Here is a 23,271-nt window from a genome sequence, read left to right as displayed (position 1 = left end):
GAGACAGGGATCCCCCGTTGCTTACAGCAAGCGCCGAACGGCTGATCGGCAGAGACCAATGTGCAGAAGTAGCGCCTTGTCTACGCTCTCTGCGGCCTAGCCGGTAACGCCGTTCAGGCCCCAGCTTGCCGGGCGCAGGTCTGACTCAACCAGTGCTGCAGATCCTCCGCCGAAAGTGGTCTGGAAAACAGATAGCCTTGCCCGACTGGATAACCCTGTTCGCGCAGCAGCCGATGCTGGGCTTCGTTTTCCACCCCTTCGGCCACCACCGTCAGATGCAGGCTCTTGCCAATCCCTAGAATTGCACTGCTCAGGGCACGAGTCGCTTCGTCATGCTCCAGGTCGAAAACGAAGCTGCGGTCGAGCTTCAGTTCCGAGATCGGTAGTCGCCGCAGGTAACTGAGGCTGGAGTAGCCAGTACCAAAATCGTCCATCGACAAGCGGATACCCTGCCGATGCACCTCATCGAGGACTTTCATGGTGCTGGGGTTGCTATCGAGCAGCATGTTCTCGGTCAGCTCCAGAGTCAGATCCTCTGGTTGCAAGGCATTGGCCTGCAGGGTCGTAGCCAGGAAGTTCGGCAAATCGAGGTTGTGGAAACTGGTCGGTGACAGGTTGACCGATATGGCCGGCACATGCAGCCCTGCGGCGCGCCACGCGGCCAATTGCCGGCAGGCCTCCTGCACGGCCCAATGCCCCAGTTCGACGATCAGGCCGCACTCCTCGGCCAGGGCAATGAAGCGCACGGGCGGGATGTCCCCCAACTCCGGGTGCGTCCAGCGTGCCAGTGCTTCGACCCCATAGAGACCGCCACCGACCATATCGATCTGCGGCTGGTAATGCAGGTGCAATCCATCCTGCTTGATCGCCTGGCGCAAGGCGCTTTCCATCTGCAGGCGTTCCTGGGCCAACCTGTTGATTTCGCTGCTGTAGAAATGGAAGCGGCCTCGCCCGCTGCTCTTGGCCTGGTACATGGCCATGTCTGCGCGGCCCATCAGCGTCTCCATGTCACGCCCGTCATTGGGATACATGGCGATGCCGATGCTGCCGGAAACCTGCAAGCTGGTGCCGATCAGGGTGAATGGCTCCGCCAGCAACTGCAGCAGCCGCTCGGCCACCGCAGTCACGTCGTTGGCATCGCAACCTGGCAATACCACGACGAATTCATCACCTGACTGCCGCCCGGCGATGTCCGACTCGCGCAGCACGCTCTGGAGGCGCGCCGCGACCTGACGCAGCAGGTCGTCCCCGGCCGAGTGCCCGAGTGAGTCATTGACGTGCTTGAAACGATCGAGGTCGATGAACAACACCGCCAGGCACTCACCCTCGCGCGTGACAGTGGCGATGGCCTGATCCGCACGGGCCTGCAGCAGGCTGCGGTTCGGCAGGCCGGTGAGGGCATCGTAGAACGCCAGTTGGCGTATGCGCCGGCGTGTCTGCTCGCGCTCCAGCGCCAACCCGCACAGATGCTGGCAAGCCTCGACCAGGCGCCTGTAGAACTGCATCGAGCAATCCTGCGGCGAGCGCCGGAAGTAGAAGGCGAAGGTGCCGACGACCCTATCCTGGGCATTGAGCACAGGCGCCGACCAGCACCCCCGGAACCCCAGTGGCAGGATCAGATCTCGGTAATCGGCCCAGAGCGGGTCACTGGCGATGTCATCGACCCAGACAGAGGCCTTGCGCCAGGCCGCCGTCCCGCATGAGCCGACTGATGGCCCGATCGCCACGCCATCGAGTTTCTGCTGGTAGTCCAGCGCCAGGCTTGGCGCCGCCAGTGGGTGTAGCAGGCCATTCTCGTCCACCTCGAGAATCGAGGCGACCACCTCGGGAGCAATCCGCTCGACCTCTTCGCAGATCAACTCCAGCACCTCGGTCAGCGGACGCTCGCGGGCCATGGCCTCCATGACGCTGTGCTGCAACACCTCATGCATCTTGGCCTGGGTGATGTTGGTCAGGATGGTCACCGTCAGCTGCCATTGTCCGACCTCGTCCATGATCGGGTTGCTGATGCTCTTGACCCAGTAACGCTGCCCGTCCCTGCCCTCGACGATCTCCTCACGCTCCACCGGCAGGCCTGCTGCCAGCGTGTCACGATACTGCTGCGCATACGCGGCGTCCTTTTCAGGAGCCAGCAGGCGAATGGGGCGACGCCCCAGCACTTCCTCTGCCGTCCAGCCAAACATCCGACAGAACCCGGCATTGACGTAAACGATGTAAGGGTTCGCATCGCTGATCACCACAGCCGAATCGCTGGCGTCGGCCACCAGCGATAACCGCCTCAGATGCTGTTGCTGCTCCTGCTCGTGCAGCAGCCGCACGGTGATATCGATGGCGACCTGGAGGATCTGCCGCACCTGGCCGGTTTCATCCATGACCGGCATGTAAGTGGTCTGCAGCCAGCAACTGCGGCCATCCTGACGCAGGCGTTCGACCTGCCCGCTGTAGGCCTCGCCCGCACCCAAGGGCTGCCAGAAACGCTCGTGCGCCGCCTGCTCGGCGCAATCGGCATGGCAGAAGAATGAATGATGCCACCCTTCGACCTGCTCCGCGCGATAGCCGAACAGGGCCAGATAGTTGTCGTTGGCGCGCACGAGCTGGCCATCGAGGGCAAATTCGGCGATGGCCATGACCCGTTCCAATGCAGCCCATTGCGCATCGAGCAGTGTCTTCAAAATGATCGAACTCCACGGCTATACAAACGGTGCGGTGACATAAACCAGGGCCTTGCAGTGGAACAAGCCAAATGCAGCGCTGCTGTCTCTGCAGCTTGCCAACGGCTTTGCCGCGAGCCTGATAGCGCCCGTCCTTTCGGCGTCATACCCATCGATTAAGCCTAGATCATCGCGTCGTGGCTGCTCGTAGGCGAAGTGCCGCAGCAGCCTACAGGCTTCCGCTCAAGGGTCGCGCAACCACTGCGCCTCCTCTTTCATCACTTGCGCCAGTGCCTGGCGTCGGGCGTCGGTCATGCGCGGTCGGGCCAGCGCGCAACTGAGGGCACCGAGCGGCTGACCATCGCCATCGAGAATCGGCACCGCCAGGCCGGTGTAGCCCGGCAGGCGCTTGTCCACCAGACCACTGGCGTAACCCAGGCGCTTGACGCTGGGCAGGCTGGCGGCGATGCGCTCGACGTCCAGGCCATAGTCCAGGCGCAGTGTGGCGGCGTTGTGGGCGAGGATGTCGTTGCGCTCGGCGCGGCCAAGCCAGGCCAGCAGCACCTGCGAGGCCTGGCCGACGCCCATGGGGATGCGCCCGCCCACCGCGCCGCTGTAGCTCTGCACCGGCAGTTGCCCGGCCAGCATGTCCAGGCACAGCAGCTGATGACCGTCTGCCACCAATAAAAAGAAGGTATCGCCAAAGCGTTGTGCCAGGCGCAGCAGCACCGGCCGCGCCCGTTCGCGCAGCGCGCTGGCATTGCCGGCCTGGGCGCCGAGGGCGAACAGTTCGTAGCCGAGCACGTAGCGCCCGCGCTGCTGCGCCCCCCGCACGAAGCCCTGCCGGCGCAGGTACTGCAGCAGGCGGTAAGCGGTGGCCTGCGAACAGTCGGCGGCCTCACGCAACTCGGCCAGGCTGGCGCCCTGCCGGCCGGCAGCGGCGATGACGCGCAACAGCAGGAACGCTCGCTCCAGGGTCTGGGTGCCGCCCATAGCATTTCTCACATATTGATAAAAGAAAGCGGACGGATGCAATGCAAATTGCACGCCTTGAGGGCCGGCGCATGCTCGCCGACATCACAGCGCAGCCCGAGGAAAGGTGCATGTACCCACAGATCGAACAGGTGACCAGCGACAAGCTGCCGGAGAGCACCGAGGTGGCCATCATCGGTGGCGGCATCATCGGCGTCAGCACGGCCTACTGGCTGGCCCGCCGCGGTATCGCCGTGACCGTACTGGAGAAGGGCCTGATCGGCGCCGAGCAGTCGTCGCGCAACTGGGGCTGGTGTCGCAGCATGGGCCGCGACCTCAGCGAAATCCCCCTGGCCATGGCCAGCCTGCAGCTGTGGGATCGCTGGCAAACGCAGCTCGGCGAAGACCTGGGGTTTCGCCGCAGTGGCGTGCTCTACGCCTGTGAAACGCCGCGCCAACTGCAACAACAGGCGCACTGGCTACAGGCGGCCAGCACCCATGGCGTGCAGGCGCGCCTGCTGGAGGGTGCCGATCTGCTCCGGGTGATGCCCGAAGGCGCCGCTGCCGGCTGGAGCGGCGCACTGCATACGCCCAGTGATGGCCGCGCCGAACCGCACCGCGCCAGTGCAGTGATCGCCCGTGCGGCGCAACGCCTGGGCGCGCGCATCGTCACGGGCTGTGCGGTGCGGGGGTTGGACATCACGGCCGGCAAGGTCGCCGGGCTGTACAGCGAACAGGGGCGCCTGAGCTGCAGCAGCGTGGTGCTGGCTGGCGGCGCCTGGTCGACGCTGTTCTGCGCCAACCTCGGCCTGCGTCTGCCGCAACTGAAAGTGGTGGCCTCGGTACTGCGTACTGCACCGATGGCGGGTGGCCCGGAACTGGCGGTCGGCGCCAGCCGCTACGCCTTTCGCAAACGCGCCGACGGTGGCTACACCATTGCCCAGCGCAACGGCAACCTGGCGCCGATCACCCCGGACAGCTTTCGTTACCTCGGCGATTTCCTTCCGGCGCTGAGCCAGCAGTTTCGCGAAGTACGCCTGCGCCTGGATGGCCGTTTTCTCGAGGAACTGCGCCAGCCCAGGCATTGGGCCATGGACAGCGCAAGCCCCTTCGAGCGCTGCCGGGTACTCGACCCGCGCCCTTGCCCGGCCATCCTGGCCGAAGCACGCGAAGCCCTGGCAGGCGCCTTTCCCTTCTTCCGGCAAATTCGCGTGGAGCAAAGCTGGGCCGGGGTGATGGACGTCACCCCGGACGCCATTCCCGTGATCGGCCCGGTCGAGCGACTGCCAGGGCTGTTTCTCTCCACCGGTTACTCCGGCCATGGCTTCGGTATCGCGCCAGGCGCCGGTCATCTGCTCGCCGACCTGATCGATGGCAGCACGCCGCTGGTCGATCCACGCCCCTTCGCCTACGACAGGCTCTAGGCCTGAGCGGTGGCCCCGGCGCGCCAATGCGTGGGCGTGGCCGCCACTCGTCTTTTATTTCTTGAAAGGATAAAAAAATTCCCCACAGGCATGGACACGCTTTGTTCATTCACTTATAAAAATCACCAGCACGAAAAATAGATTACCCACAGTTAATTTTATTCATGAACGAACATCCATTTCATTCATGAAGATTTTCCTGCCGCCGCCCCCAGCAGAGGATTCGCCATGCACGCCAAGCACCCATACGTGATCAAGATCAGTTGCCCGGCCACATCCGGCATCGTCGCCGCCGTAACGTCCTTCCTCGCCGACCATGGTTGCTACATCAGCGAAATGGCGCAGTTCGACGACGAGATCAGCGGCGCCTTCTTCATGCGCGCGGTATTTCGCTTCAACGAAGGTTTAGCCGGTGATATCCAGCAGATCGAGGACGGCTTCGTCGAGGTCGCCGAGCGCTTCGAGATGAGCTGGGAGCTGCACGACACCACCGAGCCGACGCGCGTGCTGCTGATGGTCAGCAAGTACGACCATTGCCTGGCCGACCTGCTCTATCGCCACCAGAAGGGCGAGCTGCAGATGACGATCACCGCCATCGTCTCCAACCACCTCGACCTGCGGCCAATGGCCGAGCGCGAAGGCATCCGCTTCATCTACCTGCCGGTGACCAGGGAGACCAAGACCCAGCAGGAAGCCGAGCTGCTGAAGATCGTCGACGAAACGCGCACCGAGCTGGTGGTGCTGGCGCGCTACATGCAGATCCTCTCCGACGATCTGTGCAAGCAGCTATCGGGGCGCGCCATCAATATCCACCACTCCTTCCTGCCCGGTTTCAAGGGCGCCAAGCCCTATCACCAGGCCTTCGACCGTGGCGTCAAGCTGATCGGTGCCACTGCCCACTACGTCACCTCCGACCTCGACGAAGGCCCGATCATCGAGCAGGAAGTGCAGCGCGTGGACCACAACTACACCCCCGATGCCCTGGTGGCGGTGGGCCGTGACACCGAGACCGTGGCCCTGTCCAAGGCGGTCAAGTACCACCTCGAACACCGCGTGTTCCTCAACCACGACAAGACGGTGATCTTCCGATGAGCGCACAACTGATCGACGGCAAGGCCACCGCCGCACGCGTGCTCGCCGAGGTCGCCGCTGAAGTCACCACGCTCAAGGCCCAGGGGATCGAGCCGGCGCTGGCCGTGGTGCTGGTCGGCGATGACCCGGCCAGCCAGGTCTACGTGCGCAACAAGGTGCTGCGGGCGAGCGAAGTAGGCATCCACTCGCTGGAATATCGCCTGGGTGCCGACGCCAGCGCCGCGGCGGTGCTGGAAGTGGTGGCCGGGCTCAATGCCGACGTCTCGGTCAACGGCATTCTGGTGCAGTTGCCGCTGCCGGCGCATATCGACGAGACCCGCGTGCTGCAGGCCATCGACCCGGCCAAGGACGTCGACGGTTTTCACAGTGAGAACGTCGGCGGCCTCAGTCAGGGCCGCCCGGTGCTCACACCCTGCACACCGGCCGGCTGCATGCGCCTGCTGCGCGACACCCTCGGCGACCTGTCTGGCAAGCATGCCGTGGTGGTCGGCCGGTCGAACATCGTCGGCAAGCCGATGGCGGCGCTGCTGCTGGCCGCCAACTGCAGCGTCAGCGTGCTGCATTCGCGCAGCGTCAAGCCGGAGAAACTGTGCGGCCAGGCCGACATCGTGGTCGCCGCCGTCGGCCGCCCACGGATGATCGGCGCCGACTGGATCAAGCCCGGCGCGGTGGTGATCGACGTTGGCATCAACCGCATCGAGGACAACGGCCGCTCGCGCCTGGTCGGCGATGTCGACTTCGATGCCGTACGCCAGGTGGCCTCGGCCATCACCCCGGTGCCCGGTGGCGTCGGCCCGATGACCATCGCCATGCTGATGCACAACACCTTGCTCGCCGCCCGCCAGCAACACGGCCTGACGGCCCAGGAGTAATCGCAATGCCCCTTGCCCTGCTCAAGTACGGCCTGTCCTCGGAGTACCCCGTGGAGGTCGACCTGCCTGCGCCGAAGGATCTCAAGCCGGCCTACGACGTGGTCATCATTGGCGGCGGCGGCCATGGCCTGGCCACCGCCTATTACCTGGCCAAGTACCACGGCGTGACCAACGTCGCGGTGCTGGAGAAGTCCTACCTCGGCGGTGGCAACACCGCGCGCAACACGGCGGTGATCCGTTCCAACTACCTCACCAGCGAAGGCGTGCGCTTCTATGCCGAGTCGGTGCGGATGTTCAAGGAGCTGTCTAACGAGTTCGACTTCAACATCATGTATTCCGAGCGTGGTCAGCTCACCCTGGCGCACACCGACGCCACCGTGCGCGCCTTCCGCCAGCGCGCCGAGGTCAACAAGCACTTCGGTGGCCGCACCGAGATGCTCGACCGCCAGCAGATCCGTGAACTGGTGCCTTGCCTGAACCTCGACCCCGGCCATCTGCCGGTACTCGCCGGGCTTTGGCATATCGACGGCGCCACCGCCCGCCACGACGCCGTGGCCTGGGGCTACGCCAAGCAGGCGGCCAAGCGCGGCGTGGAAATCCACCAGCTCACCGAAGTGCAGGATTTCGTCGTCGAGCACGGTAAGGTCACGGCAGTGAAGACCAACCGTGGCGACGTTCGCTGTGGCTGCGTGGTGCAGGCGGTGGCCGGCGCCAGCTCGCTGCTGATGAACAAGCTGGGGATCAAGGCACCGATCCACACCTACCCGCTGCAGGCCATGGTCACCCAGCCGTTCAAGCCCTTCCTCGATCCGCTGGTGAGCTCCAGTGCGCTGCACTGCTACGTGCAGCAGACCAGCCGTGGCGAGATCGTCTTCGGCGGCGGCTCCGACCCCTACCCGCTGTACAACACGCGCTCGACCCTGGATCTGAAGGAAAGCCTGCTGGCAGCAGCCATCGAGATGTTCCCCTTCATGGCCGGCGCCAAGCTGATGCGCCAGTGGGCCGGCAGCACCGACATGACCCCGGACTACAGCCCGATCATGGGCCTCTCGCCACTGGACAACTACTACCTCGACGCCGGCTGGGGCACCTGGGGCTTCAAAGCCACGCCGATCTGCGGCAAGACCATGGCCGAGCTGGTGGCCACCGGCAGGCCCCCGGCGCTGATCCAACCCTTCGCCCTCGAGCGCTTCTCCACCTTCCGCCAGGTCAACGAGATGGGCGCCACGGCGGCGAGCCACTGAACGAACTCCCCTCTCCCGCTTGCGGGAGAGGGGTTGGGGGAGAGGGCTGCATTGATCAAAAGCACCCTCTCCCCAGCCCTCTCCCATAGATGGGAGAGGGGGCAGATAGAAGCTCGGGTGGCGTTCCGACGCCACCCGCTACGCAAGCTGAATGACTGGGGATCACCATGAAGATCATGCCCTGCCCGCTCAACGGGCCTCGCAACATCAACGAATTCACCTACGGCGGCGAACTCAAGCGCATGCCCGACCCGAGCACCTGCTCGGACGCCGAATGGGCCGACTACGTGTTCAACAGCGAGAACATCGCCGGCGTGGTCACCGAATGGTGGATGCACAACGCCTCCAGCTACTGGTTCCTGGCCGAGCGCCACACCGTCAGCGACGAGATCCTGCGCACCTTCGACCCCAAGGAGCTGTTCGACCACCGCGTCGATTTCGCCGCGCCCGCCCAGGAGGTGAACGCATGAGCGCCGATGTCCGCCTGCCGGCCCCGCTGGGCCTGCTGATCGACCGCAACCGCCCGGTCAGCTTCGACTTCGAGGGCAGCACCTACCAGGGCCTGGCCGGCGACAGCATCGCCAGTGCCCTGCTGGCCAACCAGCGCTGGCTGCTGTCGCGCTCGTTCAAATACCACCGCCCGCGCGGCCCGCTGTCGATGGCCGGGCAGGACGCCAACACCCTGGTGCAACTGCCGGACGAGCCGAACGTGCTGGCCGATATGCAGCCGCTGGCTGGCGGCCTGCAAGTCAGCGCGCAGAACTACAGCGGCAGCCTGGACAAGGATCGCGACGCCCTGCTCGGGCACTTCTCCAGGTTCATGCCGGTGGGCTTCTACTACCGCTCGTTCTACAAGCCCAAGGGCATGTGGAAGGCCTGGGAACCCTTGATCCGCAAGAAAGCCGGCCTCGGCGTACTCAACCTCGAACTGCAGCCGCAGTACCACGACAAGGCCTTCCTGTTCACCGACCTGGCGGTGATCGGCGCCGGCCCAGCCGGCCTGTGCGCGGCGCTGACCGCAGCCAACGCCGGGGCCAAGGTGCTGCTGATCGAACAGCAGAATTATCTGGGCGGCGCGCTGGCCTGGGCGCGCTTCGATGTCGAAGGCAAACGTGCCGCCGAGCTGCGCGCCGAGCTGTTGGCCGCCGTCGAAGGCCACGCCAATATCCGCATCCTCAAGAAAGCCACCTGCAACGCCTGGTTCACCGACCACTACCTGCCGGTGATCCAGGGCAATCGCATGTACAAGGTGCGCGCCCGTCAGTGCATCAATGCCGCTGGCGCCTTCGACCAGCCGGTGGTGTTTCGCAACAACGACCTGCCCGGCGTATTGCTGACCAGCGCCGCACAGCGCCTGATCAAGCTCTACGCGGTCAAGCCGGGCCAGCGCGCCGTGCTGCTGACCGGCAACGACGACGGCTACCTGGCCGCCCTCGACCTGCTCGATGCCGGTGTCGAGGTCGCCGCCCTGGTGGACATGCGCGAACGCGCCGAAGACGCCAATCTGGCCACGGCCCTGCAAGCCCGTGGCGTCGCCTGCCATGTCGGCAGCACGGTGTACGAGGCGCAGGGCGACAAACACCTGAACGCCGTGGACGTGCGCCGCATCGCTGCCCAGGGCGAGGTGGCCGCGAGCGGCCTGCGCATCGACTGCGACCTGCTGTGCATGTCCGCCGGTTACATGCCGGTGTACCAGTTGCTGTGCCAGGCCGGCGGCAAGCTGGCCTACGACGACGCCAGCGCCTGCTTCAGCCTGTCCGGCCTGCCAAGTGGGTTGCAGGTGGTCGGCTCGGTCAACGGCCGCAACGCCCTCGACGCGCTGCTCATCGATGCCGTCAACGGCGCCCTGCGTGCACTCGCCGCCCTCGGCCTGGAGGCGGGTTCGAGCCCGCGCGAGCTGCCAAACGAGCCGCGAGTCAACTTCCCCTGGCCGATCTTCCCGCATCCCAAAGGCAAGGATTTCGTCGACTTCGACGAAGACCTGCAGGTGCGCGATATCGTCAATGCCACCCGCATCGGCTACCGCGACGTGCAGCTGGTCAAACGTTTCTCCACCGTCGGCATGGGCCCCTCGCAGGGCCGCCACTCGGCGCTGCCCACCGCACGCCTGGTGGCCCAGGCCACCGGGCGCAGCGTCAGCGAAACCGGGGTGACCACCGCGCGCCCACCGTTCTGCCCGGAAACCCTGGCGCAGGTCGCCGGCCGTGGTTTCGACCCGTATCGGCAGACCGCCATGCACGCGCGCCATCTGGAGCTGGGGGCGAAGATGATGCCCGCCGGCATCTGGCAGCGCCCGGCCTACTACGGCAAGCCGGAAGAGCGCGAAGCCTGCATGCAGGCCGAGGCGCGCCAGGTGCGTGAGAAGGTTGGCCTGATCGACGTCTCTACCCTGGGCGGCCTCGACGTGCGCGGCCCGGACGCCGCCGAGCTGCTCAACCGCCTCTACACCTTCGCCTTCGCCAAGCAGCCGGTGGGCCGCTCGCGCTATGCGCTGATGACCAACGAGCACGGCGTGGTGATCGACGATGGCGTCTGCGCGCGCTTTGCCGACGAGCACTTCTACGTCAGCGCCACTACCAGCGGCGTCGACCGCGTCTACCAGCAGATGCTCAAGTGGAACGCGCAGTGGCGCCTGAACGTCGACATCACCAACGTCACCGCCGCACTGGCTGCGGTCAACCTGGCCGGGCCGGATGCGCGCAAGGTGCTGGCAAAACTGTGCAGCGACGTCGATCTGTCCGCCGAAGGCTTCCCCTACCTGGCGGTGCGCCTGGGCACGGTTGCCTGCATTCCCGCCCGCCTGCTGCGGGTCGGTTTCGTCGGTGAACTGGGCTACGAGATCCACGTTCCGGCGCGTTACGGCGAAGCCCTGTGGGATGCGCTGATGGAAGCCGGCCGGGAGTTCGACATTCGCCCCTTCGGCGTCGAGACCCAGCGTCTGCTGCGCCTGGAAAAGGGTCACGTGATCATCAGCCAGGACACCGACGGCATGACCAGCCCGGCCGAGATCGACATGGGCTGGGCCATCGCCCGCAGCAAGCCGTTCTTCGTCGGCAAACGCTCGGTGGAAATCCTCGAGGCGCAGGCGCCGATTCGCAAGCTGGTCGGCTTCACCCTGGCCAAGGGCAGCAGCCAGCCGCTGGAAGGCCATCTGGTGCTCAAGGGGCCGGACATCAGCGGCAACGTCACCTCCTGCGAGTACTCGCAGACCATCGACCAGATTATCGGCCTGGCCTACTGCGCGCCCGAACAGGCCACGCCCGGCCAGCAAATCCCGATCCGCGTCGAAGGCGGCGAGGTGGTGCAGGCCACGGTAGTGAAGCTGCCCTTCTATGACCCTGAAAGCCAACGCCAGGAGCTGTGAGATGACCGTGCAAGCCAATCAATTCACCGCGCGCAGCCCGCTCTATCGCCTGCAGACCGGCGCCACCCTCGCCCCGTTCGGCGAGAGCTGCATCGTCACCACCTACGGCCAGGACGAGGAAAGCGCCCTGCTGAGCCACTGTGCCCTGCTCGATCTGACCAACCTGGCGCGCTACGGCCTGCGTGGCCCGAATGCCGCCGACTACCTCTCCGCGCTGGGCTACCAGTTGCCGCAGGCACCCAACCAGGCGCTGAGCCAGGCCGATGGCAGCCACGTTCTGCGCCTGTCGCAAACCGAGTACCTGCTGCTCGGCAGCCTGGACGATGCCGGAAGCAAAGCGCTGCGCGAGGAAAGCCAGTGGCAGACCCGCGCCGGCCAGTACCTGCTGCCGCGCCAGGACAGCCACGCCTGGCTGGCGCTCAGCGGCACCTGCCAGGCCGAGGTGATGGCCAAGCTCTGCGGCGTCGACCTCAGCGCCCAGGCCTTCGCCGTCGGCCAGGTGGCGCAGACCTCGGCGGCGCGGGTCAACGTCATCGTCGCCAATCTGCCGCTGGGCGAAGTGCCGTGCCTGCACCTCCTCTGCGACCGCGCCTCGGTGCATTACTTCTGGGGCGCGCTGCTCGATGCCATGCAGGAGTTCGGTGGACAGCCGGTAGGGATCGACGCCCTGCCATGAGCTCTCCCCCAGCCCCTCTCCCATTCATGGGAGAGGGGCTGGGGGAGAGGGCAACACAGCCACGAGGGCAGCATCATGAGCATCCACGAAGACGAGCTGGACTACCGCGTTCCCGCGCTGCAGCGCGGCCTGAGCATCCTGCAGATGTTCAACGCCAACGAACGCAACCTAAGCAGCAACGTCATCGCCGAGCGCCTGGGCGTCAGCGTCTCGGCCATTTACCGGATCCTGATCACGCTCACCGACATGGGCTACCTGCGCAAGCTCGGCAAGAACAGCTACGAACTCGGCCCGCAAGTGCTCTGCGATGGTTTCGCCTACCTGGCCAGCCGCGACCTGGTGGACATCGCCATGCCGCATCTCAATGCCCTGCGCGACCGCACCTCGCTGTCGTGCCACCTGTCGATCCGCGAGCACACCGATAGCCTCTACATCGGCCGTGCCTTCGCCGCCCAGCGTCTGTCGGTGAACATCCCCATCGGCACACGCATTCCCTGCCACTGCACGGCCATGGGCCGCATGCTGCTCAGCGGCCTGACGCCCATGGAGCTGGACGCGCTCTACCAGCACGTGCGCCTGGACGACTACCCGCCGCCCGCCCCCAAGACCCTGCCCGAGCTGCAGCAACTGCTCGAGCGCGACCGCGAGCGCGGCTGGGTGATGCACCGTTCCGATTACTCCACTGCCATCGCCTGCGCCGTGCGTGACCACCGTGGCAACGTGGTGGCGGCGATCAACCTGTCCGGCCCGGAAGCGGTGATGGACAGCCCCGTGGCACGTGAACGCTACCGGGAAAGCCTGCAGCAGTGCGCGGATGCGATTTCCGTCGAATTGGGCAGCGCTGCCCAGCGTTGATGCACACCTGGGCCTGCATGACAGGCTGCGCGGCGCCATCGACAAAGACGCTGAAGGCAGACCGTCCAAAAAATAAGTAACATCATATTGCCATCATCGCGTTGCCTGCTATCCTCCGCCCATGTACCGCGCAGCTTTCCGGGTGGGGATACTTTCTTTGAGTGTCCATTGCCCCTACTGCGGCAAGACACATCGGGAAACGGCACTCACTTCTCGCTCAACGCCATTCACTGCCGCGCTCCCGGAGCCCCTCACCCCATCGGCTACGCTCAACAGAGGTTGCTAGATCCACGACATCACAGGGAATCGTCATGAATACTGTTTCTCGCATGCTTCTTGACCTTAGTGTTCGCAAAAAACTACTCGGCAGTTTCGGCCTGATTCTGATCATCACCCTGGTGACGGCCTGGATCGGCAACGCCAGCCTGGACAGCACTCTGCATCGCATCGACAACCTGCTCGGCGTCAGCGAAATCGACGCCAACCTGATGCGCGCACGCCAGCAGGAGAAGAACTACCTGCTGCGCGACGACGAAGCAGCCATGCAGCAAGCCCTGACTATTTCGCAGCAGATCCAGGAGCAGGCCGCCGCGAAGGAAGCTGAACTGGCGCGCCCGGAAAACAAGGCATTGATGCGTCAGATTCAGGAAGACGCCAGTGGCTATCACAGCGAACTGGAGCAATTGCAGGCCGCTAGTACGGCCAGCAGCAATGCACAGAAAGCCATGGAAGTTTCCGCCCGGGCAGCCCTCAAACGCTTCTCTGAGCTGGAGCTCAGCCTGCGCCAGCGGGCGGTCGAACAGATTCGCGCAAGCGGCGCACAAGACAGCATCGACACCCTGAGTCGAGCCAACCAGGCCAGCGACCTGGCCATGGAGCTGCTCGAAGCCCGGCGCCGGGAGAAAGATTTCCTGCTGCGCCGCGACGACCAATATGCGCAGTTGCTCGACGAGCATTTCAGCTCACTCGACAGCAAGGGCCGAGAACTGCTCGGCACCCTGCAAGACAGCGGCGCGCGCTCGGCGATAGAGGATGCGTTGCAGCAACTGAACGACTACCGCAACAACTTCGGCCAGCTCAAGTCCAGCATCGGCCAGCTGGACCAGAGCGAAAAGGACATGACCGATCGCGCTCGCGAGGTTGCCGACGCCTCCAGCCAATCCCTCAAACTGCAACGTGAGCTGCTGGTCAGCGACTCCAGCAACGCCAAGCGAACCCTGCTGATCGCTGCCGTGATCGCTTTCGCGCTGGGGGTGCTCTGCTCGCTGATCATCACCCAGGCCATCGTCGGCCCGTTGCAACGAGTGGTTGGCATCGCCCGCAAGGTCGCCGACGGCGACCTGACCACGGACATCGACAGCGACCGACGTGACGAACTGGGTCAGTTGATGCAAGCCATGCAGGCCATGACCCTGAGCCTGCGCGACCTGATCGGCAAACTCGGCTCCGGCATCACCCAGCTGGCCACCGCCGCCGAAGAGCTTTCGGCAGTGACCGAAGAAACCAGTGCCGGCGTCACCGGACAACGCATGGAGACCGAACAGGTCGCCACCGCCATGAACCAGATGGCCGCCACCGTGCTGGACGTCGCGCGCAATGCGGAAAACGCCGCCAGCTCGGCCACCGAGGCCGAAGACCAGACCCGCGAAGGCGGCAGGATCGTGCAGCAGGCCATCTCTCGTATCGAGCAACTGGCGAAAACCGTCGAGGCCTCGGCCGAGGCCATCGGCCGGCTCAAGGGTGACAGTGCCAACATCGGCACCGTGCTCGACGTGATCAAGAGCATTGCCGAACAAACCAACCTGCTGGCGCTCAACGCTGCCATCGAAGCTGCGCGCGCTGGCGAAGCCGGGCGTGGCTTCGCGGTGGTCGCCGACGAGGTGCGTGCCCTGGCCAGGCGCACGCAGGAGTCCACGCAGCAGATCGAACAGCTGGTTGCAGCCCTGCAGAACGGTGCCGAAGGCGCCGTCGGCGTCATGGCGCAGAGTCGCGGCATGGCCGGTGAAACCGTGGAGGCGGCGCGCCACGCCGGCACCGCCCTGACGCGCATCGACGAGGCGGTTTCGCGCATCCAGCAGATGAACCAGCAGATCGCCACGGCATCGGAACAGCAAAGCTCGGTCGCCGAGGAGATCAACCGCAGCATTTCGAGCATCCGCGATATCGCCGAGCAATCGGCAGCCGCGACCGAAGAAACCTCGGCGGCCAGCATCGACCTGGCGCGCCTGGGCAGCGAGCTGCAGGAGCAGGTCAACCGCTTCCGCATCAGCGCCTGAACCCAAGGCGGCGCGCCTCGCCACGCGCCGCCCTTCCCGCTGCATCGTCCTGCCGCTAATCTGTCGCGCCACGTTCTCTGGACAGCTACCGGCAGGATGCACATGACCCCGCGAACCTTTATCGTCACCACCGCCCATCGCAGTGAATTTCCCAACCCGATTACCTTCAACGAGGGCGCACCACTCACGGTTGGCGAGGAGTATCAGGGCGACGAGGGCTGGGAAAACTGGTTGTTCTGCAGCACGCCGGGGCAGGAAGCGGGCTGGGTCCCCAAGCAGATCATCGAACGACTCGACGGACAGCGCGCCCGCGCTCGCGAGGCCTACACGGCTCGAGAACTCGATGTGCACGCAGGCGAGCGCCTGATCGCTTCGCGCAGCCTCAATGGCTGGCTCTGGTGCACACGCGCAGACGGCACCGCGTCAGGCTGGGTGCCACAGGCCAACCTCGCCGAACACACACGACGCTGTGTCATACAGGAAGAAGTCAGCGGCTGCGGCATCGCCGCCTGTGCCAACATTCTCGGGCAAACCTACGCCGAGATGAAGGCAACCGCCAACGCCATGGGCATTCATGCCGAAGACCCATCTCTGTGGTCCGACAGCCAGTACGTCAGGCGACTGCTGGCGGCGGGCGGCGTGACGGCAGCGGCAGGCGAGACCCCCTTCGAATCCTGGGAGAAGCTGCCGGACCTGGCCCTACTGGCCATCAAGCACCACCAGGAAAACGGCCGCGACTTCTGGCATTGGGTGGTCTTCGAACGCTCGGACGACCAGATGCATGTTCTGGATTCCGCCAGCTACCTGCCCAGTAACGTACGCACCGACTTCGCGGCCATGCAGCCGAAGTGGTTCATCGCCGTGAACAGAACCAGTGCCTGACAGCTCCAGCCACGTCGCGCTGAGGCGACGCGGCCGCCCCGCGACTTCTGGCCGCGTCTAGATAACGCTAATCCATCTTATTTAAATTCCGTTAGCCTGCTAATCTTGGCGCCCCATTTCCTCGCCTGCTCGGATAGTTCCTCGATGTCGCCGCTCCAGCGTTGTCTGCTGCCTCTTCTGGCTCTGTCCCTGATCGCTTGCGAGCAGCAGCCCGAATTCACCCAAGCCGAACCCGGCGAGGCTTTCTCGGCCGGAGCCGCCACGGTACGCAAGTTCGATCACAACGCCTTTTCCCAGCCCTCGGCCAACCTGGCGCCGAGCCGGCGCCTGGACTTCTCGGTCGGCAACAGTTTCTTCCGTAACCCCTGGGTCACGGCACCGGCCACGACCACTGCGCGCGACGGTCTGGGGCCGTTGTTCAACACCAACGCCTGCCAGAACTGCCACCTCAAGGACGGTCGCGGTCACCCGCCAGGGCCGGATGCGGTCAGCGCGGCCTCGATGCTGGTGCGCCTGTCGATACCCGCCGGCCCGGAGCATGCCGACCTGCTGATCCATCAGGGAGTGGTCGCAGAACCGACCTACGGCGCCCAGTTGCAAGACATGGCCAACCCCGGTGTAGTGCCGGAAGGCAAGGTCCGCGTTACCTACAGCAGCGTACCGCTGCGCTTCGCCGACGGCACCCTGGTGGAGCTGCGCAAGCCGCAGCTGCAAATCACCCAGCTCGGTTATGGCGAGCTGCACCCGGAGACCCGACTCTCTGCCCGCATCGCCCCGCCGATGATCGGCCTCGGCCTGCTCGAAGCCATCGCCGAGCAAGACATCCTGGCTGCAGCCGACCCGGATGACGCCGATGGCGACGGCATTTCCGGGCGCGCCAATCAGGTCTGGGATCGCGCCCAGCAGCGCACTGCGCTCGGCCGTTTCGGCTGGAAGGCCGGACAACCCAACCTCAACCAGCAGAATGCCGACGCCTTCGCCAACGACATGGGCCTGACCACCACGCTGATTACCCATGACAACTGCACCCAGGCCCAGCCTGACTGTTTGGCAGCGGTCAACGGCGGCGCGCCGGAGGTGAGCGACAACATCCTCGCCAGCGTGCTGTTCTACAGCCGCAACCTCGGCGTGCCGGCGCGGCGTAACGTCGACGCTCCTGAGGTGCTCAAGGGCAAGAGCCTGTTCCATCAGGCCGGCTGCCAGAAGTGCCATACCCCCAGCTTCACCACCTCGGCCGATGCTTCCGAGCCGGAGCTGGCAAGTCAGTTGATCCGCCCCTACACCGACCTGCTCCTGCACGACATGGGCGAAGGCCTGGCCGATGACCGCGAGGAGTTTCTCGCCAGCGGCCGCGAATGGCGCACGCCACCGCTTTGGGGCATCGGCCTGACCCAGGCCGTCAACGGCCACACCCAGTTCCTGCATGATGGTCGCGCACGCGACCTGCTGGAAGCCATACTCTGGCACGGCGGCGAGGCCGAAACGGCCAAGCAGCAGGTGCTGAAATTCGATGCCGACGAGCGAGCCGCACTGCTCGCCTTCCTCAATTCCCTTTAAGGAGCCCGAGATGTTGCACAAGAGCCTGATCGCCTCCCTGCTCGGCCTGGCCCTGGTCGGCTGCGGCCAGCAGGATCAGACCGCCAAGGTCACTGGCGCCCTCACCGATGGCGTGTTGCTGCCGGCCTACACCAGCTGGCAGGAAGCCGACCATCAACTGGCCGAACGTGCCGCGGCCTTCTGCGCCGGCAGCGCCGATCTGCCTGCCGCGCGCCAGGCCTTTCTCGGTGCCATGAGCGCCTGGTCGGCGCTGCAGCCACTGATGCTCGGCCCACTGGCCGAGGGCAATCGTGCCTGGCAGGTGCAGTTCTGGCCGGACAAGAAGAACCTGGTACAGCGTCAGGTCGAGGCCCTGCTCAAGAGCAAACCACAGCTCACCCAGGCCGCCCTGGCCAGCGCCAGTGTCGTGGTGCAGGGGCTGACCGCCTCCGAATACATACTGTTCGACGCCGGCATCGACTTGACCCAGCAGGAGCAAAAAGCCCGCTACTGCCCATTGTTGCAGGCCATCGGTCAGCATCAGCAAGCCCTGGCCGCCGATATCCTGGCGCAATGGCGCGCCAACGACAGTGGCATGGCCGCACAGCTCAAGCACTTCCCCAACGAGCGCTACGCCGACTCCAAGGAAGCCCTGGCAGAGCTGCTGCGTGTTCAGGTCAGCGGTATCGACGGCATGAAGAAAAAGCTCGGTGCGCCGCTCGGCCGGCAGACCAAGGGCATTGCGCAGCCATACCAGGCCGAGTCCTGGCGCAGCAACGCCAGCCTGGCCAACCTCGGCTCGGCGCTGGCCAGTGCCGAACTGCTCTGGCACGGCAGCAACAAGGACGGCCTGCAATCGCTGCTGGGCAGCGATCAGGCCGAACTGGCGCAACGCATCGATGCGGCCTACCTCGACACCCGCCAGCGCCTGGCTGCACTCGACCTGCCACTTACCGAACTGCTCACCAGCGAAGCCGGGCGCAACCTGCTCAACGAGCTGTACGACAGCCTCAATCGCCTGCATCGCCTGCAGGAAAGCGACCTGGCCAAGGCCCTTGGCGTGCAGATCGGCTTCAACGCTCACGACGGGGACTGATCAATGCAACGCAGAGCCTTCCTCGGTCTTGGCGCAGCCGCCGCCAGCCTGGCGGCGGCGGGCGCCTTCGGCGGCTGGACGCTGTTCGGCCCATCCGGACAGCCGTTGCTGCTATCGGCGCGTGACGATGGTGACGGCAAGCACTATGCCGTCGGCTATCGTCTCGATGGCGAACGCGCCTTCGCCACCCCGGTCAGCGAACGCTGCCACGACGTGGTGCCCCATCCCAGCCTGCCCATGGCCCTGTTCGTCGGGCGCCGCCCGAGCACCGAGAGCTACCTGGTCGACACGCGCGACGGCCGCCTGCTGCAGACGCTGAGCTCGCCGGCCGGGCGCCACTTCAATGGCCATGCCGTGTTCCACAAAGGCGGTGACTGGCTCTACGCCACCGAGAACGACACCAGCGAACCGGGTCGTGGCGTACTTGGCAGCTATCGCCTGCAGGGTACGCAGCTGCTGCGCGATGGCGAACACAGCACCCACGGTGTCGGACCGCACCAGCTGCTGTGGATGCCCGACGGCGAAACCCTGGTGGTGGCCAACGGCGGCATCCGCACCGAGGCGGAAAGCCGCGTGGAGATGAACCTCGACGCCATGCAGGCCAGCCTGGTGCTGATGAAGCGCGACGGCAGCCTGATCAGCCAGGAGCGCCTGGCCGACCAGCAAAACAGCATTCGTCACCTTGCCGTCGCGCGCGACGGCACCGTGGTCAGCGGCCAGCAGTACATGGGCGATGTGCACGACAAGGTACCGTTGTTGGCGATCAAGCGTCCCGGCCAGGCCTTCCAGCCCTTTGCCCTCGGCGAGGCTCAGCGCGTGGCGATGAACCAGTACACCGCCAGCGTGGCCATTCACGACGAGTTGCGCCTGCTGGCGATGACCGCGCCGCGTGGCAACCGCTTCTTCATCTGGGACCTGGACAGTGCGCAGGTGCGCCTGGACGTGCCGCTGCCGGACTGCGCCGGAGTTGGTGCGGTGGCCGATGGTTTCGTGGTGACCTCAGGCCAGGGCCGCTGCCGGTTGTACGATTGCCGCAGCACGCGCATCGTCACCAGCGCCCTGCAGCTGCCGGCCGGCTTGTGGGACAACCACCTGCGCCTGGCCTGAGCCTGAACCTGCCGTGCCAGGCTCAGGCACTACCGCGCTCGATCAGCTCGAAGCCGACGTCCAGGCGTAGCGGCTGACGCGCGCCCGCAGGCTCGGCGAAACGCGCTAGCAGCGCCTCGGCGATGGCGCAACCGATGCGCGGCCCGTCTACCCGCACGGTGGAAAGCGGCGGATGGGTGTGCGCTGCGCTGTAAAGGTCGCCGAAGCCCATCACCGCCAGGTCTTCGGGAATGCGCAGGCCACGGCTGAGCGCTTCGGCCATCACCCCCTGGGCCACGGTGTCGGAGCTGCAGACCACGACCTCACCGGCCGTACCGTCCTGTAGCAGACGCGCCAGGCCTTGGCGACCGATCGCCAGGGTCGCCGGCGCAGGCAGAATCTGCGCAGCCACCGGCGCTTGCACCTGCTCTTGCAGGGCCTGCAGCAAACTGCGGTAACGGCGCAGGCCGCGGGGATCATCGATGCCCACGAACGAGACGCGGCGGTAGCCTTTGCCGATCAGATAGTGCGCCACCGCCTGGCCAACCGCCTCGTGAGAAAAGCCGACCAGCATATCCATCGGGTGCTCGCACAGATCCCAGGCCTCGACCAGCGGAATGCCGACTCGCGCCAGGCGTTCGCGGCTCGCCTGGGTGTGCTCGGTGCCGGTCAGCACGATGCCATCCGGACGGCGGCCCAGCACGGCCTCGAGCAAGGCCTCCTCCTGCTCTGGGCTGTAACCGGTCAGGCCGAGCAAGGTCTGATAGCCGGCGGCGGCCATGCGCTCGGTCAACGCCTGCACGGTGTCGGAGAAGATCGAGTTGGCAATGGTCGGCAGGAAGATCGCCACCAGCCGACTGCGGCTGGAGGCCAGAGAGCCGGCAGCGAGATTGGGCACGTACCCCGTCGCCCGTACCGCCTCCAGCACGCGCTTGCGAGTGGTATCGCTCACCACTTCAGGCCGGCCCAGGGCGCGCGATACGGTAATCGGTGATACCCCCGCCACCCTGGCAACATCGATCAGCGTCGGTGCCGTGCTCGTGCGAATGCCCGCAGGTTTCCTGCCCATGTCACGTCTCCAATCATTCGAGTGCCTTGCATTGCAGGCACTGACTCTCAGCGAGATACGTCGTCATACAACTTTAGTCAAAGACTCGGCCGCGTGAACAGCCTGATAGGGCGGCGCGCGCTCGCATCCCCTTCTTCAAGCACACCTTGATAGCACGAGAAACTGGCGGATTAGAGACGCTCAGTCAACATCCGCGCACATCCGATTGCACCCCATCAGGTCATTCAAGCGCAGCAGCTGAACAGCCTGATTTCTCGTTTCGGCTGCGTTGACATTGCCTGATTTGCTACTGATAATCAGGCCAAGTCATACGACAACGTATGACAACCCAATAACAACAAGCAACAAGAGTCCAGGCCCCGCCATGACCACGACATCCAGCGAACTGCGTCCCTTCAACCGCCTGCTGCTGACCGGCGCCGCCGGTGGACTGGGCAAGGTACTGCGCGAACGCCTGCGCCCCTACGCCAACATCCTGCGCCTGTCCGACATCGGTGAAATGGCCCCCGCGGCCGGCCCGCACGAAGAGATCGTACGCTGCGACCTGGCCGACAAGAACGCGGTGCATCAACTGGTCGAAGGTGTCGACGCCATCCTGCACTTCGGTGGCGTCTCGGTCGAGCGCCCGTTCGAAGAAATCCTCGGCGCCAACATCTGTGGCGTATTCCATATCTACGAAGCGGCCCGTCGCCATGGCGTGAAACGCGTGGTGTTCGCCAGTTCCAACCATGTCATCGGCTTCTACCAGCAGGACCAGCACCTCGACGCCAACTGCCTGCGCCGCCCGGATGGCTACTACGGCCTGTCCAAGTCCTACGGTGAAGACATGGCCAGCTTCTACTTTGATCGCTACGGCATCGAGACCGTCAGCATCCGCATCGGCTCTTCGTTCCCCGAGCCCGCCAACCGCCGCATGATGAGCACCTGGCTGAGCTACGACGACCTCACCCACCTGCTCGAACGCTGCCTGTACAGCCAGAACGTTGGCCACACCGTGGTCTATGGCATGTCGGATAACCGCGATGTCTGGTGGGACAACAGCCAGGCCGCGCACCTGGGCTTCGCGCCCAAGGACAGCTCGGAAGTGTTCCGCGACAAGATCGAAGCGCAGCCCATGCCGGCCGCTGACGATCCGGCGCGTATTTACCAGGGCGGCGCCTTCGTGGCCGCAGGCCCGTTCGGTGACGACTGAAGCGACGCCCCGCCACCGCCCCACGCCATAACAACAACTAGAGCGCCCCTGCCATGACAGCCGAACTGATTGTCGATGCGCGCAACGCCACGGGTGAAAGCCCGGTCTGGAATACAGCCGAACAGGCCCTGTACTGGGTCGACATCCCTGCCAGTCGTCTGCATCGCTGGTCCGCTGCCACGGGCCAGACGCAGAGCTGGCAAACCGAGGAAATGCTCGCCTGCATCGCCCGCCACCCGGCTGGCGGCTGGATCGCCGGCATGCAGAGCGGCCTCTTCCACCTGCGCCCTCAGGACGACGGTACGCTGCACACCGAACGCCTGGCGCAGGTCGAGCACGCCCGTCCGCAGATGCGTTTCAACGATGGTCGCTGTGATCGCCAGGGGCGCTTCTGGGCCGGCAGCATGCTGCTCGACATGGCCCAGGGCGCCCGCGTCGGCGCCCTGTATCGCTACGACGGCCAGTTGCAGCAGGTGCTCGATGGCTTCATCGTCCCCAATGGCCTGGCCTTCAGCCCCGATGGCCGGACGATGTACCTGTCCGACTCGCACCCGAGCGTGCAAAGCGTGTGGGCCTTCGATTACGACACCGACAGCGGCACGCCGCATAACCGGCGCCTGTTCATCGACATGCAGCAGCATGCCGGGCGCCCGGACGGCGCGGCGATGGACGTCGATGGCTGCTACTGGATCTGCGGCAACGACGAAGGCCTGGTGCACCGCTTCACCCCCGACGGGCGCCTCGACCGCTCGCTGGCCGTTCCGGTGAAAAAACCGGCCATGTGTGCCTTTGGCGGCGCGAATCTGGACACCCTGTTCGTCACCTCGATCCGCCCTGGCGGCGACCTTCGCGACCAGCCACTGGCTGGCGGCTTATTCGCCCTGCAGGCAGGCGTGCGAGGTATCGAAGAGCCAGCCTTCAACCCCTGATCCGATTCACCCCGGGCCGTTCGCGGCATCGGGCTGCCCTGCTGTTCACCAACAA

The 23,271-nt window shown here is 65.3% G+C and carries 18 protein-coding genes; 15 read left to right on the top strand and 3 right to left on the bottom strand.

Features of this window, described 5'->3' with window-relative positions:
• Positions 1-113 precede the first annotated feature (113 nt).
• Positions 114-2,627, bottom strand: a complete 2,514-nt coding sequence (locus PCLY_RS02510) for a sensor domain-containing protein (protein WP_082767995.1) — start codon at positions 2,625-2,627, stop codon at positions 114-116.
• 267 nt (positions 2,628-2,894) lie between these two features.
• A complete protein-coding gene (locus PCLY_RS02505) occupies positions 2,895-3,644 on the bottom strand; it encodes an IclR family transcriptional regulator (RefSeq protein ID WP_061237667.1) in 750 nt (249 codons plus the stop codon).
• 110 nt (positions 3,645-3,754) lie between these two features.
• Between PCLY_RS02505 and PCLY_RS02500 the strand changes: the two genes are divergently transcribed.
• From PCLY_RS02500 to PCLY_RS02440, 13 genes are all read left to right on the top strand, one after another.
• Entirely contained in the window at positions 3,755-5,047 is a 1,293-nt protein-coding gene (locus PCLY_RS02500; RefSeq protein WP_061237666.1) for an NAD(P)/FAD-dependent oxidoreductase, read from the top strand.
• A gap of 228 nt (positions 5,048-5,275) precedes the next feature.
• The gene (purU, locus tag PCLY_RS02495) at positions 5,276-6,139 is read left to right on the top strand and encodes a formyltetrahydrofolate deformylase (RefSeq protein ID WP_061237665.1); all 864 of its coding nucleotides are present in this window, start codon (positions 5,276-5,278) and stop codon (positions 6,137-6,139) included.
• Positions 6,136-7,011, top strand: a complete 876-nt coding sequence (gene folD, locus PCLY_RS02490) for a bifunctional methylenetetrahydrofolate dehydrogenase/methenyltetrahydrofolate cyclohydrolase FolD (protein WP_061237664.1) — start codon at positions 6,136-6,138, stop codon at positions 7,009-7,011. Before purU ends, folD begins: the two co-directional genes overlap by 4 nt.
• 5 nt (positions 7,012-7,016) lie before the next feature.
• Complete coding sequence (locus PCLY_RS02485; RefSeq protein ID WP_061237663.1) at positions 7,017-8,255, top strand: FAD-dependent oxidoreductase; 1,239 nt, start codon at positions 7,017-7,019, stop codon at positions 8,253-8,255.
• Positions 8,256-8,422: 167 nt separating this feature from the next.
• Entirely contained in the window at positions 8,423-8,725 is a 303-nt protein-coding gene (locus PCLY_RS02480) for a sarcosine oxidase subunit delta (RefSeq protein WP_061237662.1), read from the top strand.
• Positions 8,722-11,619 carry a 2Fe-2S iron-sulfur cluster-binding protein gene (locus PCLY_RS02475; RefSeq protein WP_061237661.1) on the top strand — a complete coding sequence of 966 codons (2,898 nt, stop codon included), beginning with the start codon at positions 8,722-8,724 and terminating at the stop codon, positions 11,617-11,619. The genes PCLY_RS02480 and PCLY_RS02475 overlap by 4 nt, the downstream gene beginning before the upstream one ends.
• 1 nt (position 11,620) lies before the next feature.
• Positions 11,621-12,295: a sarcosine oxidase subunit gamma gene (locus tag PCLY_RS02470; protein WP_082767994.1), complete on the top strand. Its 675-nt coding sequence runs from the start codon at positions 11,621-11,623 to the stop codon at positions 12,293-12,295.
• Between the two features lie 75 nt (positions 12,296-12,370).
• Positions 12,371-13,150, top strand: coding sequence for an IclR family transcriptional regulator (locus PCLY_RS02465; protein WP_061237660.1), 780 nt, complete (start codon positions 12,371-12,373; stop codon positions 13,148-13,150).
• A gap of 311 nt (positions 13,151-13,461) precedes the next feature.
• Entirely contained in the window at positions 13,462-15,426 is a 1,965-nt protein-coding gene (locus PCLY_RS02460; protein ID WP_061237659.1) for a HAMP domain-containing methyl-accepting chemotaxis protein, read from the top strand.
• Between the two features lie 102 nt (positions 15,427-15,528).
• A complete protein-coding gene (locus PCLY_RS24290; RefSeq protein ID WP_082767993.1) occupies positions 15,529-16,308 on the top strand; it encodes an SH3 domain-containing protein in 780 nt (259 codons plus the stop codon).
• A gap of 144 nt (positions 16,309-16,452) precedes the next feature.
• Positions 16,453-17,865, top strand: coding sequence for a di-heme oxidoreductase family protein (locus tag PCLY_RS02450; protein ID WP_061237658.1), 1,413 nt, complete (start codon positions 16,453-16,455; stop codon positions 17,863-17,865).
• Positions 17,866-17,875: 10 nt separating this feature from the next.
• Positions 17,876-18,940 (top strand): imelysin family protein, encoded by a 1,065-nt coding sequence (locus tag PCLY_RS02445; RefSeq protein WP_061237657.1) that lies wholly within the window; start codon positions 17,876-17,878, stop codon positions 18,938-18,940.
• A gap of 3 nt (positions 18,941-18,943) precedes the next feature.
• Positions 18,944-20,047: a DUF1513 domain-containing protein gene (locus PCLY_RS02440; protein ID WP_061237656.1), complete on the top strand. Its 1,104-nt coding sequence runs from the start codon at positions 18,944-18,946 to the stop codon at positions 20,045-20,047.
• Between the two features lie 22 nt (positions 20,048-20,069).
• Here PCLY_RS02440 and PCLY_RS02435 read toward each other — a convergent pair whose 3' ends face one another.
• On the bottom strand, positions 20,070-21,095 hold the full coding sequence (locus PCLY_RS02435) for a LacI family DNA-binding transcriptional regulator (RefSeq protein ID WP_061237655.1): 1,026 nt from the start codon (positions 21,093-21,095) through the stop codon (positions 20,070-20,072).
• A 364-nt stretch (positions 21,096-21,459) separates the two neighbouring features.
• On the opposite strand from PCLY_RS02435, the gene PCLY_RS02430 reads away from it, so the two are divergent.
• Entirely contained in the window at positions 21,460-22,287 is an 828-nt protein-coding gene (locus PCLY_RS02430) for an NAD-dependent epimerase/dehydratase family protein (protein WP_061237654.1), read from the top strand.
• 53 nt (positions 22,288-22,340) lie between these two features.
• Positions 22,341-23,216, top strand: coding sequence for an SMP-30/gluconolactonase/LRE family protein (locus PCLY_RS02425; RefSeq protein WP_061237653.1), 876 nt, complete (start codon positions 22,341-22,343; stop codon positions 23,214-23,216).
• Positions 23,217-23,271 lie beyond the last annotated feature (55 nt).

The sequence above is a fragment of the Ectopseudomonas composti genome, assembly GCF_001567565.1.
Classification (GTDB): Bacteria; Pseudomonadota; Gammaproteobacteria; order Pseudomonadales; family Pseudomonadaceae; genus Aquipseudomonas; species Aquipseudomonas composti_A.
The sequence above is the reverse complement of the archived record's forward strand: the minus strand, read 5'-3'. Positions and strand labels throughout refer to the sequence as shown.